Raw genomic sequence first — 15,226 nt, 5'->3', positions numbered from 1 at the left:
AACATTTAGTGTATTTTTTTACATTAAAATTATTAATGGATTACCAGTTTAAAGGATATTAAAAATATTTATAAAAAAGAGACTACGGGTTTGTTCTTCAAAAATCAATCGTCATAAACTGTTTAAAGATGGGTAAATATATTACTCTATTAAAAGTTCTTATTTTTCTATATAATACAGATTTAAAAAAATTAGAGACCAAAATAATTAAAATTCAAAGAATGACAATAACACTCGTTGTTATTTATAAATATCTTTAAGTTAATTTTATATGTTTTTATAATTATATTTATGCTAGAGTAATCTTAGGATGTTTTTAAATTATAAGGTAATTAGTTAGGAGAAAGGAATAAGTTTATGGGACTTAGTTTTTTTGTGGGAGAAATTGAAGCACAGACCAATGAAGCGATTCAGATAGCCAACGAACACCGACAAAACGCCGGTATCCTCAAGGATGCCATTAACGCCTATCTTCGGGCGCCATTATCTGGAAAAACCTATGACTCTGCCCGCAATTATTTTGGGGAAGTTTATCCGCCTATCGCCAGCGGGATGACTTTAGTGGCCGAGTCAATGATTGAGGCCCATACTAAGTTTCCTGCGAAGTTTCAGGAAATAGTCGGCGGCGGAGATATTGAGGAAGACCGGCTAAGAGAACAGATTCAAGAAGGACAAAATATTTTGAGAGCCTACGCTGATGTCCTGAACAAAGAAGAAAAGCCCAATCTACGGATGGAGCGAGCCTATATGCGGATGCAGGAAGGCATTGCCGTCCTGGAGGAACGTCTACAGAAGCTCTATGAGTTTAACAGTGTCTCTGCCGATATCTTTACCGAGGCACTCACCAATATAGAAAACCTGAACCGAGGCGTAGACGCTTTAGAAAAAGGCGGTGCTTGGCATGCGGCTTCCGGTACCTTCGATATCACTAAATTAGATATGACCTGGGTCAAGCCGATTCAGGAGAAGTGGCAGGAACGAGAGCAGAATTATGGAAAAGGGTTACAATTAGAGGTAAAGGTGGGGAAAAACTCATTAGGAGGTACGAAATACGACGTCTATTCGAATGGAATTTATGATGAAGATGCTACAATCGTGTACAATGAACTTTTGAGAATAGAAATGACCGAATTATTGAGACAACGAGTCGCAGAAGATAAGTTTAGCCAATTTGTTTCTTTTATTGGTACCATGATTACATTTAGTGGTGGTATAAAGAAAATTATTAGTGAAATTGTTGGAGCTGTGGGCAATCGATTACTTGTTCGTTTTAATGATAATACGTATGGAACAGTAGCTATTTCTGGTGGTGTAGCAATTGAAGGGAATGCTGTTCTAGCAGATTCTCTGACCCTAAAAGACTTTGTACAATTTTCAAATAATGGAAAAATAACGAGTAAGACCTTTGGAAAACCTATAGAAGGTAGGGTTGAAGGAAAGAAATCAAAAATTAGAGTGGATGCGGAACCAGATGGTGGTAAAATTCAAGTTCAAACTGGACATGGTAAAAGATCTCCTTTAGATTTTAGATTAGAAATTGAAGAAATAACAGACCGTACTAGCATCTATAACCAAATACCAAGAAATATAAAAAGGGGTATAGGTAAAGGTAAACTTGATGAATTGGTAGACAATATTTACAGAGCTTGGGTATGGCTAAAAACAAAATAGAGGTGACAAAATGAGATTATTTGTAGAAACAAATGGAAAGAAAACATCATGGGGATATCGCGAATTAGCCGAAGCAATGTGGTTTAAAGAAAAAGATGGAAAAGAATTGGAAATTTCTCATGTAGGAAACGATGAAACATTGAGAAATAGTTTTTATTTGACAATCTCGTTGGACAAGTGGCTGAATGATGAAAGATGGGGAGAGATTCGAACACCACTTAAATTTCAAGAAATTGAGCTAGAATATCATACTCAAGACAAGATTGTAGAGATTGTTTCAAAACATGTGCAAATACTTACAGTAGATAAACGTGCTATGTATATTATGGTCATCGAATTAGCAAAAGAGTTACAAGGACGAATCCGAGAAGATGACTCTAAAAACTGGCAGTCTGTAGAACTGTTTGAGAAAAAACATGAAGATATATTAAGTTTATCATATGATGAAGCCAATGATTTAAGTTTAAAAGAAGTATCGTCAATAGTGGTTGAAGAAGAACCTTGGGAATATTGACATCCATTTAATTATTTAGATATTAAAAAAATCGCTTGACTTCTGATTTACAAAATTCTGAAATAGATTAACATGAAGACAGAACTAAAGGTGTGGATAAATGCGTGCATGGATTAAAATAAATCAACCGATTATTAATCTGGATTATAGAGAGTTAGCTGAAAAGATGTGGTTCAACTTTTATTTAGATAAAGAGTTAGAATTATCACATGGAGGAAATTCTGAATGGTTGAAAGATAGTTACACTCTTGACTTAAAATGGGATAAATCACTAAATGATAAGCGTTGGATTCAGAAAAAATTTGCTACAGAACACATTTCTTTAAACCCAATAAGAGATAACAAATTTTTATACATTGAAACGGATCATATTCATATACTGACTGTCGATAAACGTGCTTTCTATATCATGGTTCAGGAACTCGCTACTGTTGTTGGAGGCTTTATCAGTCTTGATGGGATGAAAACCTGGTTTTCTTTGAAAGAATTTCAACAAAAATATTATGCACTCCTATCAATGAGCTTTGAAGAAGCAAATGAAAGAAGTCTGAAAGAAGTTGAAACATTGGAATGTGTTGATGAACCCTGGGATAATGAGGTTATTTACGATTAAAGTAATTTATTTTACCGTGGAGTGACAGGTGTAGTAGACGGTGTACCCATCCTTTCCTTGAGTACTGGCGGAAGCGCTATGATGGTTCAAGCAGTAGTAAACAAAGAAGCTCTTGCTAAAGTTGCAGAAGGATTTCTTATTACCAGTGCTGGTGTTGTGTCGATTATGGCGAGTGGAAATACAGCTGGTTATGGGAAGTCGGGTGACACCCCAGATAATTCAGATTTTGATATAGATGATGCCAATTCTTTTGAAAATTCAAATATTAAGGACGTAGAAAGTTATTTAGATAAAGAACTAAGCGAGTTTACGAAAGCTCCTTTAAAGAGAGGGGAAGGGGTACGCTATTTTGACGGAAAAGGGAACTCGTGGCAATTAAATTATGGATATGAAAATGCTACAGATATTGTTCATAGCGCCTCCTATTTAAAAACAACTGTTAATGCTAAAATAATGCGGATACCATTAATTAAGTGAGGGATGAAAAGATGAAACAAGAAGATTTGATAGAGTTTTTAAGTTCAGTTATTGAAGAAGACGCAATTATAGCTAGAATATATAAGCTATTTCATTCTGAATATAACTATGAGCTTTCTTTTTTAGAGGGCTTAGTAAAGTTTGGGGTGGAGAATAACTATTTTTCTATTGAAGATGTTACAAATCCTGAAGTCGTTTATAGTGCAGTGGATTGGAGAAGCGACAATGTTTATCAGGAAATATTACTGGGAGAAGATACACATATCCTCGATAATTTTTTTTCGAAGGACAGACACATACCCAAAGAATTTAAAAAGTTCGTATTGGATAAATACTAATAAAACGAGCATGTATTTCTTTTAATCATTGAAGAAACAAACGAACTTCGTTTGTATAAAGCTTACTCATTCAGAACCTCTGAAAGACTAAAAAGGAGTCAGTAGAATGATTGATGTAATTCAAGAAAAAATTGATCAAACAAACTATTGGGATTTATTGATTTTAGATATTCAAAGTAAGTATTTTGATGATGAAATATATGTTTATATCGAAAAAGATGCTGTCACTTGTTGGAAGCTTTCGTTTATTTCCTGTTACAAAGCGAGCTATGAAACCGATACCAATTGGCGGGGAGAGTTCAAAGTGAAAAATACAGGCCCTAAGTCAGGTTATTATGGACAAGATATTTCTTTAATAGAATATGCTGATGATGAACACTCTATTCAATGTACGTTAGATTTATCAATTATGACAATGAACATCGTTTGTAAAGACATTCTTGTTGAGGAAATAAAAATGAGCGATACTTCATTTTTTGGGAAAGATAATTAATCCTGTAATAAAACAATTTAGATTGTATCTTAAAAACAAATTGCCTATGATCATTTTTGTTTCAATAACTACGTTTAAATTTTTATAAATGATGTACTATAAAGGAAAATACATGAATACAGAAGAACTAACTAATGAACTACTAAAAATAAACAACTATTTAAAAAAATGTTTATGGATGGATTTTGAATTTGCACATATGGATGGTGGAAAGCTTGTTGTGGCTGGCAGGATAGATACTTCTTATAATGATTTTGCAATCAATATAGAATTTGGAACCCCATTTTTTGTTTCTAGTCTATTGTCTTGGCATTTAGACGATGCCACTCCCTTTATAGAGCTAATTGAAGGGGATGCGCTGGGTCAACTCAATGAGAAGTACCATATTGAGCAAGGAAATTATCTCTTCAAAATCAATGCTGAAGGATTTGACTCAGCACCAATAATAATTGCCAGCAAGAGCCTCAAATGTGAAATAATAAATGAACAACCGTTTTAAACTACCAAAATTATGGAGAAAACTAATGAAAAATGCAGACAATCCTATTTATCTCTATCAGCTTCTGACATTTAGAAACTCAGAGCTATATATGATTGAATGTATTGATGAAAAAGATTTTTATATCAATGAAAATAAAAAAATACTACTTTTTAAGACTATAGAACTTTTAAAAAAATATTCAATAGAAAAAAATATAGAGTTAACTGTTGAGGATTTAGCTGAAGAAAAAATTGACTTAGATATGCTAAGAAATTGGTTGGATACAACTTCTACTTCTATTAATAGTGTAGAATTTTTGATCCTATGGAACTTTTTTGATGATGTCGCATTTTCTATTGGATCTGTGTTTTTGGGCAGCGAGGACAGATACAGTAGTTGTTATTCCAAACTTTTTCATGGTAATAATCTGCCAGCTATTAATACTTCTGGGAAAAAATATACTCCAGAATGGGATAAGGAAGAACTTGAAAAAATTAGACAGGTAATGAACAGTGGAATGGAAATATTTGAAGAATCTGCCACTTATTATTAATCGTTTAATTTTGTTTTCTTCACCTCTAATTAATAAAAGAACTTTGAAAATATAAAAATGAAGGATGAGTGAAAATGAAAATAGAACATGTCTTTTTGGAGCTATTTACTAATGATGACATAGATGTTGAAGAGCTAGTGGCATCTCACAAGCTAATTGATGAATTACATGAAGGGACAGTAAAATATGCCATTGCTGAACATGAATTATCCTACGCAGGCAAGAATGGCATTGTTTGGGATATTGAAGATTCTATCGGCTTTGGGGGAGATATGGATGCTGAGTCAAGCTTAACAGATTATGAAGAGATGAACAAAATTCTTATTAATGAATGGCATAAAATCAGCCAAAAAAAGATTGATGAAGCCTATGAAGAATACATGCAAGTGAAGAGACAAATTCTTAAAGCTAAAACTGAGAAATAAAGGTGTGGATAAATGCGTGTATGGATTAAAATACATCAACCAGTTATTGATTTGGACTACAGAGAGTTAGCTGAAAAAATGTGGTTTCATAGCTTTCTTGGTAAAGAATTAGAACTATCCCACGAAGGAAATTCTGAATGGTTGAAGGATAATTATACTCTTAGTTTAAAATGGGACAAATGGGATAATGATAGTAGATGGGCAAGTGAAGAAAACTTAAAAGGGACTCCAGATAAACACATTTCTTTAAACCTGATAAAAAATATCTATCTGAAAACAATAAAATAGGTGCCCAGTTATTTTTAAAACTGGAGCACCTATTTTATTTGTGTTTATTTCTTAGCCTTCCGGATAGTGCTGACTACAAAAAATCCGAGTGCTAAAAGAACTAAAAAGCTAAGAATAAAAAGAGGTAGCTTTCCTAGGCCAAAAATAATTGCCAGCATTACTACCACACCTAGTAATGCGAGAAACAGCTGTCCGACCGAGAATTTTTTTGTTAGAAATACTTCTTTATTGAAAGCTAAGGTAAATCCGCCATTTAGAAGTGCAACTGCAGTAAAGAGCATTGCAAAGAACAAATAGAAATCCCCAGTGCTAAGGTGTTCTCCAAATGTAGTGAAACAGCTAAATCCGGCAAAAATCAAAAAGAAACCAAGTATTTTTTTTAACAGAGGTCCTTTAGGAGCTTCATTTCTTTGATTAGTTGCATAAGGCTGTTGCATAGGAGCGTGTTCTTTCTTGGCTGATTGAACCTCAACAGTTTGTTCAGGCTGAGCATTGTTCTCTTTCTGCGATTCATTCGTATTGCTGCCATTTTCGTTACCAATATAGTGTGATGTATGGCAATAATCACAGATGAAGTAATCACCTTGTTTTGTTAGTTCATTGCTTCCGCAAGCTTCACAACTTATTTTTTTCATTTATTTCCTCACTTTTTTATTACTGTATTGATTATACTCTGGAACTATAGCATGAATCAACTACGTAAATAATCAAAAGTGAACATTTAAAAAATAGATTGAAATATGTAGGTTCGTTAAAGCATCATTAAATAAAAATAGTTTTAAACAGTAGTTCAAAAGCATAAGAAAAGAATAAAAAAGAAGTTTATAATTTATCTGCCTGTTTCATTTGATGTAGCAGCTGTTCTTTATCCTTTAAAAGCTGGCTAAAATCTTCGATGAAGACATGAAATACGTGAGCATGGGCATGATATTCCCGAATGATTTTCTTTTTATTTACAGCAATCTGCTGATCCGAGAAAAAAGTGTCCAGTAATTTTAACGGTTCTTGCCAGGAAGAAAGATGCTCAATTAAATCCTGCATAGTCAGAATGTCATGATAGGGAATCGCTTTTGTACAAAGTTTCGACTTATTCATAGTCGTTTCCTCCTTTATAGTAGTAAATTGTAATTGATAAAAAAATCTATCATTGTGTAGAATTTTTTACGAAAATTAGGTACAATGAAGAAGCTGGTGCATTGTACCAGCATAGGGCAACTTGTATAGACAGTTCACGCTGTTTACACAGGGCTTTGTCGCTCGGTTGGCGCCGAACGACGAAGAGCCCTATTTTACTGCGATACACAGCGATTGCGTAGCAGAGCTGATGTAGAGCAGTACAAGGTTTGCACAGCAAAAGTTGTAACCGCAGAAAGATATACAGTGATTGCGTAGCAGAGTTGATGTAGAGCAGTACAAGGTTTGCGTAGCAAAAGTTGTAACCGCAAAAAGATACACAGCGATTGCGCAGCAAAAGTTGTGACCGCAGAAAGATACGCAGTAAGTAAAAATGAAGATAGTTTTTCTGAAGGAATGTCGGCTCATTGTCTGAATAAATGAGTGTGGCTTTTTTTATTAACAGAATCCAATTCCTTCTGGGGAGCTTTAGTTATACAGGATAGAAAAAGACGATAACAGGAGGCTCCCATTATCGTCTGCAATAGTCTGTAAATAAGCTGTAAACTCTTTAGCAAAAAGAAAAGTGGAATGTTCCTATTAGGGATTAAGAAGTTTGATGCATGCTAAAGAAATTAAAGTTAGATTCAGACTATTGGCGACTTGTAAGGGCAGTTCACGCTGTCGGTACAAGACTTCACGGATTCAGTTGGCGCTGAATAAGGAAGTGCCAATTTTTTTTATTTAAATGTCATTGATTTCTATCCTGTGTCCATAGTATAGCTGAAAGCTTTTGCTCTGACAATACGAACAAAACGTTAAATAACACTAGAAAAAACACTCTTTATATAAGAGAAAATAACAAAAAAATTTTTTAAACTTAATTAGGAAGTATACGAATTATTTGTCGAAAGCTATAATCAAAATCTGTTTTCTTCTAAAAATAAGAAAATAGATTATAAAACTGATCATAATTATTACATTACAATTTTAGAAGAAAAAGATTGTAAGTACTACGAGATATAGTTACTAATTTGAAATTGCAAAAGAATTTCATAAATCTTTGCCATCTTAAAAATAAACCGCATCGTTCATGGTATAATTGAAGAAAATAATTTAGTTGTATTTATTGACTTTTTGTTTAGAATGTACATGAAATAGGAGGGAAAGAGATGAAGTTTAATGAAGTAACACTTCGTGTATTGGTGCGAAAGGACTATGGAGCCTGTTTTGATTTTTATGTAGAAAAAATGGGTTTAACAGCAGTCTGGGGCGATAGAAATGGTCCGTATACTTCATTTGCAGTGAGCAAAGAAGCTGCACCATGTTTTGCTATTTTTAGCGGAGAAAACATGTCTATGTTTGAAGGGTATTCTCAGCCTGTCAGTAATAGCCAACCTGACAGTATTGTAGGAGTGATTCCATCAGAGGATTTAGAAGCTGATTATCAACGGATGAAGGAAGCCGGCGTGGAGTTTTTGAGTGAGCCACAGCGGATTGACGAATGGGAAATGACCTGTACTTATTTTAGAGATCCGGAGGGTAATCTATTTGAATTGAATGATTCTGCGAGTGTTTAACAGGTTCGGCTAAGCCAATTTAAGAATTTTAATCATGCTATTTAATGATGAAAATAAGAGATCAATGCTCATTTTGAAGCTTGGTCTTTTTTATTTTAGTTAAAATCAAAGACTGGGCTTGTTAGCGTAGAGTTGTAAGCAGTTTATTATTCAGCAGCTTTCTGACATGTTAAACTTTAGCTACTCATTTAGTAAAAAGAAGGAGGCTTGAACATGGCGGCACTTATTCGTTTGTATTTATTAAGCGCAGGAGTCTTTTTAGTTTTTGATCTTTTTTGGCTGCTTATCGCTTCTAAAAAACTTTATCAGCAGTTCATTGGTCATCTTATGGGGCAAACGCAGCTAATTCCGGCAATTCTTTTTTATTTGCTTTATATTGTCGGCGTTTTATTTTTCGTGGTAGTCCCCGGCATTGAAAAAAACAGCGTATGGTATGTACTAGGCAGCGGAGCATTATTAGGTTTGATTTGCTATGCAACGTATGATTTGACAAACCTCGCGACCTTAAATGGCTGGCCGGTGATGATGACAGTCATTGACCTTGCTTGGGGTACATTTGTTACTGCAGCAACAGCTGGAATTGTTTATTGGCTGAACCTAGTTTTCTTTGGAGGTAAAGGATTATGACAAATGAGCTGGAAGGATCACGTATTTTACAAAGCTTTTTCGGCGGTGCAGCAGATTTGATTGCAAATAAGGACGAGCTCAACAAAATCAATGTCTTTCCTGTAGCAGATGGGGATACAGGCAGCAATTTAGCTTCGTTAATGCAGACTATTTTAGATAGCTCAGTTTCAGATAGTTCTTCGGTAGAAAACGTGCTGACAAATGTTGCAGAGGCAGCATTATTGGGGGCAAGGGGAAATTCAGGAATTATTTTTGCCCAATATTTAAATGGAGTTGCGGCTGTTTTCAGCCAGACAGAAAAAAATACTCATGACTTTGTTTACTCGTTAAATCAGGCAGTTACAGAGGCCTATCAAGCGCTGATTGAACCGAAAGAGGGAACGATTTTAACAGTGATGCGGGTTTGGGCAGCGTCTGTTCACCAAGCCTTTCATCAAAAAGCATCTTTAGGAGCTGCTCTTGAAACAGCCCGTAAAAATGCATTGGAAGCATTGAGGCAAACAGAATTTCAATTAGATGTACTGCAAAAAAATAAGCTGGTGGATTCTGGAGCCAAGGGTTTTTATATTTTTATTAATGGCTTTACAGAGGCATTTTCAACACAGCAGGAACGTATTTCAATAAAGCGTGAGAGCGAATCAGTAAAAATAGCACCGGCGGAAATAATTACCGAGCAGCCTAAATATCGTTATTGTACCGAGCTGCTGCTGAAAAATGTTCAGATTGAAAAAGAGCTGTTGAAAGAAAAACTTGCGGATTTGGGGGACTCTCTAATTTTAGCAGGAAATCAACAGCTGTTGAAAGTTCATATACATACCAACCAGCCTCAAGCTATTCTGAATAAGATAGCTGGGCAGAGTGAGCTTGTTCAGCAAAAAGTTGATGATATGCAGCTGCAGTTTGAAGTCACAAAACAGCGGAAATACCCGATAGCAGTTGTTACAGACTCTATCGCTGATCTTCCAAAAGCATTTTTGCTGGAGGAACAAGTCCATGTTTTACCAATGAATATTTTAGTAGGGGAAACAGACTATTTAGATAAGCTGACTATTGACAATGCTGTAATTAGAAAGGCAGGCGCTGTCCAGAAGCTTTCAACAGCACAGCCTGCTATACGAAGTGTTGATGCTTTATTATCATTTTTAGAGAATAAGTATGAGGCTATTTTAGTCGTAACGGTGTCGAGCCAATTAAGCGGAACCTATCAGCTAATTAAGCAGCGGGCCACAGCTAAAAAGCTCTCAGCTAAGAAAATCCAAGTGATCGATTCAAAGCTTAATTCTGCTGGACAAGGCTTACTTGTAAAAGCAATTATTGAACAGCTGAAAAGAAAACCGGACAGCACGCTGGCAGAACTTACGGCAATTATTGAAGAAATTCAGCGCCGGTGCTTCATCTATGTGGCTGTGTCCGATATCACACCGATGCTTCGTTCCGGCAGAATTCCTCAGAGTCTAGGTAAGCTGGCGAAAAGGCTGCGTCTTTTGCCAATCGTTAGTTTAAACGCTGCTGGGAATGGGAAGCTAAGTGGAATTTCCTGGAGTCAAAAACAGAGCGAGAAAAAGATTTTAAAAAAAGTAAACCGGCTGATTAAAAAAGACCAGCTTTCCGGATTGGCTATTGCTCATGCGGACAATCTGCCGGAAGCGGAAGAAATGGCGCGAAAACTGGGAAAGAATGGACAGCAAATGCTTGATTTCATCGTTGAAAGCTCAACAGCTATTACCGTAAGTGCCGGCATCGGAAGTGTTGCGGTTGCAGGAATCAGAAAGGGGGCTATCGAATGATTTATTGGTTTGTTTCACTAGCATTATTCGCTTATTTTATTCTCTGGTTTATCATTTCCAAATTAAAAGGAAAGTATTCTCTAGTGGATATTGCCTGGGGTCTGGGCTTTGTTGTAGTAGCTTGGGCGAGCTTCTTATATAGCGGCGATTTGCACATTCAAACTGGAATTATTTTATTATGTGTAACAATCTGGGGGCTAAGGTTATTTCTGCATCTGGCGAAAAGAAATTGGAATAGTCCAGAAGATTACCGTTATGTAGCTATGAGGAAACGGTGGGGAACAACGTTAGTTAATCTAAAAGCTTTCCTCAATGTTTTCTTTTTACAAGGAGTATTGTTGTTTCTTATCGCACTGCCGATTATGAGAAGCTTTTCTGAGTCTGACCAAAGCCTCCATTGGTGGCAGATTTTAGGGCTCATCGTGTGGATGATAGGCTTCTTTTTTGAAGCAGCCGCTGATTATCAGCTGGATACATTTAAAAAGAATCCTAAGAATAAAGGAAAGCTGCTAACTGAAGGTCTTTGGTCCCTGACTAGGCATCCTAATTATTTTGGTGAGGCGACCTGTTGGTGGGGAATTTTTCTATTGGCAGTAACTGGCGTGACGGATCTTTGGCTGATTATCAGTCCGATATTGATTACATCACTACTTTTATTTGTCTCCGGGGTGCCTTTACTGGAAAATAAATATAAAGAACGACCAGAGTTTCAAGCATATGCAAAAAAGACAGCAAAGTTTTTCCCAATTATTGGTCGAAAAGGGCTGTAGGAATGAATCATCTTAGTTGGTGAAGAGGCCATTTTTTTGATACTGTTAACTGAATCTTTCAGAAAGTACTTAAGCCGCTGTACGGCCTTAGGTACTTTTTCTTTTTTCTCGGAGTTGACCGAAAAAACTGAGAAGACGAGAGGAACAGGCATATTGTAAAATGAATAAATAAAGTCTGTTATGTATTGATGGTAGTGAGTAAAAAGGCAGATGAGAAATAAGAGGGAGGAGTGAATGAGTATGTTTATTCCACTATGCTTTTTGGGGCTTTGTAGTGTTCTTCTATATAAATTAGGCAGATGGAAAGCTGTAATTGCTTTTTTACTGCTGCTCTTTACAGTGATTGGCGGTGCTTATTATTGGTACTATAGTGGGCGGATAAACAGGAAAAAAGAGATGATTGCTGCTTATTTTGACTACTTTGAAAAGAGCTATGGCTTTTATGATGGGTTAGAAAATTACGTTTGGGAAACAGATATTTCCAGTACGCCGATGTTTTCTTTGGATTACGAGGCCTATGGCAGGAAACATTCCCTACATGTTGATTGTTATGAAAGCAGAGATATTGGCACCTTGAGAGAGCATATTTATGAACAGTATAAAAATTATATATGGGATGAGTATTTGTATGATAAGACAATCGGAAATGATTTCACCAAGATAGAAGAGTATCTTCGTGAAAGAAACCTAACCGTGGTATGGAATTCATCCGGGAATCATCAGGAAATTGGCAAACAGTGCTATATAGAGACAGCAGTTACACCAAATTTTAGAAAAAATGCCCATAGCGATAAGCGAACTGTTGGTGAAGAAGCAGATTTCTATAATGGAAAATCAATGAAGACCTTTGATTATCAGGAGTATATGGACTATTTCTCTTATGAGGTCGTTTTGATAGGAACCTATGTCCCTGTTGAAGGGAAAACGAGCCGAGCAGTGGTAGAAACTGAGCTGGAAAAGATTGTCAATGAAGCGATGCAGGCAGAAAATGCGGTGATTCTTTTACAATCGCCTGAAAAAGCTGACTTAGAATAAAAATGAGTAGGTGAGTTGACATTCGGTCGGGTGATTTAATCGATTTTGAAGCCAAAGTTTAAGGTTGCTCTCAAAGCTTTTTGTTTAAGGCTGGAAAAGTAAACCATTTATTTATTCATAAAAAGTAAAAAGAAGAAGTAGGGGGAGGAAAAAAATGAGAGGAAAAGGCGTTTCATTATTTCGTTTGTTGGTTGCAGCAGTATTGTTGGTTATTGTTGGGAAGATTATCATTGATAACTATCAAAAGGAACAGGAGCAAAAAGAGCAGGCAAAAATTGAACAGCTGACGATAGAGGAAGTTGAGCGAGTGAAGGCAGCCAGCGATTTGGGCTTGGATTTTTTTTCTACATCGACTGTTAGCGAAGAGGAAGCTGGACAATACGGCATTGACCAGCCGGAAATGGCATTTACAGAAGATCAGCAGGTTAAGGGTTACTATTTTAGTTATCCTAAAGAAGAAAAGACGACACGTTTAACCCAGATTGTTATAAGCTCGCCCAGTTATCATTTATTTGGACTCAGAGTAGGCGATTCAATGGAAAATTTGGAAGTCGCTATGGGAAAGCAAGGGTATAAAATGCTTGAGCCGGAAGAAGACGGCTCTCTGAAATTTCAAAAGTACGAAGTGTATATTCAGTTTGAACCAGGAGCAGAAGCCCCTGTGGTTGAAGAAATAACCTGCTATCTGCCAATGCCCTTTGAAGAAGGAATCGTTTATTAAATCAGAACTTAAAAATGCTAAAGGACACAGCTGCAGGAAGAAAAACTGAACTGTGTCTTTTCTTCTCAAGCCAGCTAGACTAGAAAGTTTCTTGACATTTTTTTCAGCAATGCTAGTCTGAATAAAGAAAGATTGACAAGAAGAATGGAAAGGGATGCAATGAAAAAGATACTAATTGTAGAAGATGATGAAAATATTTGTCAGCTGTTGACTCATTTATTTCAAGATAAATATAATTTGACACTGGTTCATACAGGGACGGAAGCAGTTCTTCTAATTTCTGATCAGCGTTTTGATCTGGTTCTGCTGGACTTAATGCTGCCCGGAGTAACAGGTGAAAGTGTTTTACAGATGATTACCAAGCAAAACAGTGTACCAGTAATTATTATGACAGCTGTTAATGATAAGAAAAAGACAGTGGAGCTGTTGAAAAATGGTGCTGCCGATTATATCACGAAGCCTTTTGATATCGAAGAGCTGGAGGCACGTATTGAGGTGCAGCTGCGCAATTCAGTAGTTGAACAGAAAGATTACGAACTAATGACGTTTAAAAAGCTTTCTTTAGATCCAGAAAATTATGAGGTACGGCTTGGAGGAGTGAAACTGGAGGTATCGAACAAAGAGTATCAGCTGTTGGATTTGCTGCTGCGCTACCCAAATAAAATCTATTCCAAAGCCAATCTCTATGAGCGTATTTGGGGAGATTCTTATATTGGCGGTGAAAATACGGTAAATGTTCATCTCAGTACGTTAAGGAAAAAATTGAAGGAAGCTGATCCGAAAACAGAGTATATCGAAACAATCTGGGGAATGGGCATTCGATTAGCAAAGGAGGACAACTGAGATGTGGGTGATACTCAGTGTATTTTTACTGGTAGTAGTTAGCATGTACCTTGTTTTTTTAATTCTTGATTTAAGAAAAATCATTTGCCAGTTTGATTATATTCATGATGAAGATACCAATGCGGAATTAGTTTCCACATCGAAAAATCAGCTGATCCGACAGCTTTTGGATAGTAATAATCAGTTGATTCGTAAGAATAAACGGTATTATCGGGAGCAGAGGCAAAAAGAGAAGCAGCTTCATCAGCTGTTGTCCAATTTGACTCATGATTTAAAAACACCATTAACTGTTTCTTCTGGTTATACCCAGATTTTATTGAAAGACCCTGGTCTGAATGAGCAGAAGGAGATGTTGCACAAAATAGATAATAGTCTTCAATCAATCTCACACTATCTCGGCTATTTGATGGAATATAATTTGATTCAGGAAAAAGGATTGGCACTTAATCTGGAACAGCTAAATCTTTCTGAATTACTTAGAGAAAATTTGTTTACCTACTATGAGGAGTTTCAACTCAGTGCACTGTCGCTAACTATTGATATTCAGGAAGAGGTCTGGCTAATTACAGATCAAACAGTTCTGCAAAGAATTTTTCAAAATATTTTGGGAAATATGCTGAAGCATGGAACGTCATTTGCTGAAATTACGTTACATAAAACAGAAGAAGCAATTGTTTTTGAATTCAAAAATGGTTTGCTGGAGGCTATTGAAGAACCAGCGCTGCTTTTTCAGCGTTTTTTAACGGAGGATCCTTCACGAACCAATAAAAGTACTGGCTTAGGTTTGCATATTGTTAAAGAGCTGGTCGCTTTGATTGATGGAGAAGTACAAATAGATACAGAGAAGGAATTTGAAGTAGTTATCCAATTAAAAAACCAATCAGAAGCCTGAACTAG

Annotated in this window: 20 protein-coding genes; 18 read left to right on the top strand and 2 right to left on the bottom strand. The window is 36.1% G+C overall.

Annotated features, from left to right (window positions below):
- Positions 1-357: 357 nt before the first annotated feature.
- The 10 genes from ACPWSO_RS00610 (at position 358) to ACPWSO_RS00565 (ending at position 5,853) form a co-directional block, all read left to right on the top strand.
- Positions 358-1,671, top strand: coding sequence for a T7SS effector LXG polymorphic toxin (locus ACPWSO_RS00610; RefSeq protein WP_426080829.1), 1,314 nt, complete (start codon positions 358-360; stop codon positions 1,669-1,671).
- Between the two features lie 10 nt (positions 1,672-1,681).
- Positions 1,682-2,185 (top strand): hypothetical protein, encoded by a 504-nt coding sequence (locus ACPWSO_RS00605; protein WP_426080828.1) that lies wholly within the window; start codon positions 1,682-1,684, stop codon positions 2,183-2,185.
- Between the two features lie 100 nt (positions 2,186-2,285).
- Positions 2,286-2,798 (top strand): hypothetical protein, encoded by a 513-nt coding sequence (locus ACPWSO_RS00600; RefSeq protein ID WP_426080827.1) that lies wholly within the window; start codon positions 2,286-2,288, stop codon positions 2,796-2,798.
- Between the two features lie 78 nt (positions 2,799-2,876).
- Positions 2,877-3,275 carry a hypothetical protein gene (locus ACPWSO_RS00595; protein WP_426080826.1) on the top strand — a complete coding sequence of 133 codons (399 nt, stop codon included), beginning with the start codon at positions 2,877-2,879 and terminating at the stop codon, positions 3,273-3,275.
- An 11-nt stretch (positions 3,276-3,286) separates the two neighbouring features.
- Entirely contained in the window at positions 3,287-3,613 is a 327-nt protein-coding gene (locus tag ACPWSO_RS00590; protein ID WP_426080825.1) for a hypothetical protein, read from the top strand.
- A gap of 106 nt (positions 3,614-3,719) precedes the next feature.
- Positions 3,720-4,106 (top strand): hypothetical protein, encoded by a 387-nt coding sequence (locus tag ACPWSO_RS00585; RefSeq protein WP_426080824.1) that lies wholly within the window; start codon positions 3,720-3,722, stop codon positions 4,104-4,106.
- A gap of 112 nt (positions 4,107-4,218) precedes the next feature.
- Positions 4,219-4,605 carry a hypothetical protein gene (locus ACPWSO_RS00580; protein WP_426080823.1) on the top strand — a complete coding sequence of 129 codons (387 nt, stop codon included), beginning with the start codon at positions 4,219-4,221 and terminating at the stop codon, positions 4,603-4,605.
- A 25-nt stretch (positions 4,606-4,630) separates the two neighbouring features.
- On the top strand, positions 4,631-5,140 hold the full coding sequence (locus ACPWSO_RS00575) for a hypothetical protein (protein ID WP_426080822.1): 510 nt from the start codon (positions 4,631-4,633) through the stop codon (positions 5,138-5,140).
- 74 nt (positions 5,141-5,214) lie between these two features.
- Positions 5,215-5,565: a hypothetical protein gene (locus ACPWSO_RS00570; protein WP_426080821.1), complete on the top strand. Its 351-nt coding sequence runs from the start codon at positions 5,215-5,217 to the stop codon at positions 5,563-5,565.
- A gap of 12 nt (positions 5,566-5,577) precedes the next feature.
- Complete coding sequence (locus tag ACPWSO_RS00565) at positions 5,578-5,853, top strand: hypothetical protein (RefSeq protein ID WP_426080820.1); 276 nt, start codon at positions 5,578-5,580, stop codon at positions 5,851-5,853.
- 44 nt (positions 5,854-5,897) lie between these two features.
- Here ACPWSO_RS00565 and ACPWSO_RS00560 read toward each other — a convergent pair whose 3' ends face one another.
- Together ACPWSO_RS00560 and ACPWSO_RS00555 are read right to left on the bottom strand one after the other, a co-directional pair.
- Positions 5,898-6,488, bottom strand: a complete 591-nt coding sequence (locus ACPWSO_RS00560) for a hypothetical protein (protein WP_426080819.1) — start codon at positions 6,486-6,488, stop codon at positions 5,898-5,900.
- A 187-nt stretch (positions 6,489-6,675) separates the two neighbouring features.
- Complete coding sequence (locus ACPWSO_RS00555) at positions 6,676-6,948, bottom strand: hypothetical protein (protein WP_426080818.1); 273 nt, start codon at positions 6,946-6,948, stop codon at positions 6,676-6,678.
- 1,190 nt (positions 6,949-8,138) lie between these two features.
- On the opposite strand from ACPWSO_RS00555, the gene ACPWSO_RS00550 reads away from it, so the two are divergent.
- From ACPWSO_RS00550 to ACPWSO_RS00515, 8 genes are all read left to right on the top strand, one after another.
- Entirely contained in the window at positions 8,139-8,546 is a 408-nt protein-coding gene (locus tag ACPWSO_RS00550; RefSeq protein ID WP_426080817.1) for a VOC family protein, read from the top strand.
- A gap of 213 nt (positions 8,547-8,759) precedes the next feature.
- Positions 8,760-9,173, top strand: a complete 414-nt coding sequence (locus ACPWSO_RS00545; RefSeq protein WP_426080816.1) for a DUF2177 family protein — start codon at positions 8,760-8,762, stop codon at positions 9,171-9,173.
- Positions 9,170-10,960: a DAK2 domain-containing protein gene (locus ACPWSO_RS00540; RefSeq protein WP_426080815.1), complete on the top strand. Its 1,791-nt coding sequence runs from the start codon at positions 9,170-9,172 to the stop codon at positions 10,958-10,960. Before ACPWSO_RS00545 ends, ACPWSO_RS00540 begins: the two co-directional genes overlap by 4 nt.
- Complete coding sequence (locus ACPWSO_RS00535) at positions 10,957-11,730, top strand: DUF1295 domain-containing protein (protein WP_426080814.1); 774 nt, start codon at positions 10,957-10,959, stop codon at positions 11,728-11,730. Before ACPWSO_RS00540 ends, ACPWSO_RS00535 begins: the two co-directional genes overlap by 4 nt.
- 234 nt (positions 11,731-11,964) lie before the next feature.
- Positions 11,965-12,765, top strand: a complete 801-nt coding sequence (locus ACPWSO_RS00530) for a hypothetical protein (RefSeq protein WP_426080813.1) — start codon at positions 11,965-11,967, stop codon at positions 12,763-12,765.
- A gap of 154 nt (positions 12,766-12,919) precedes the next feature.
- Complete coding sequence (locus ACPWSO_RS00525; protein ID WP_426080812.1) at positions 12,920-13,486, top strand: hypothetical protein; 567 nt, start codon at positions 12,920-12,922, stop codon at positions 13,484-13,486.
- Between the two features lie 159 nt (positions 13,487-13,645).
- A complete protein-coding gene (locus ACPWSO_RS00520; RefSeq protein WP_426080811.1) occupies positions 13,646-14,329 on the top strand; it encodes a response regulator transcription factor in 684 nt (227 codons plus the stop codon).
- A gap of 1 nt (position 14,330) precedes the next feature.
- A complete protein-coding gene (locus ACPWSO_RS00515) occupies positions 14,331-15,221 on the top strand; it encodes a sensor histidine kinase (RefSeq protein ID WP_426080810.1) in 891 nt (296 codons plus the stop codon).
- Positions 15,222-15,226: the final 5 nt, after the last annotated feature.

The sequence above is a fragment of the Enterococcus sp. LJL51 genome, from assembly GCF_049894025.1.
GTDB lineage: Bacteria > Bacillota > Bacilli > Lactobacillales > Enterococcaceae > Enterococcus_L.
The sequence above is the reverse complement of the archived record's forward strand: the minus strand, read 5'-3'. Positions and strand labels throughout refer to the sequence as shown.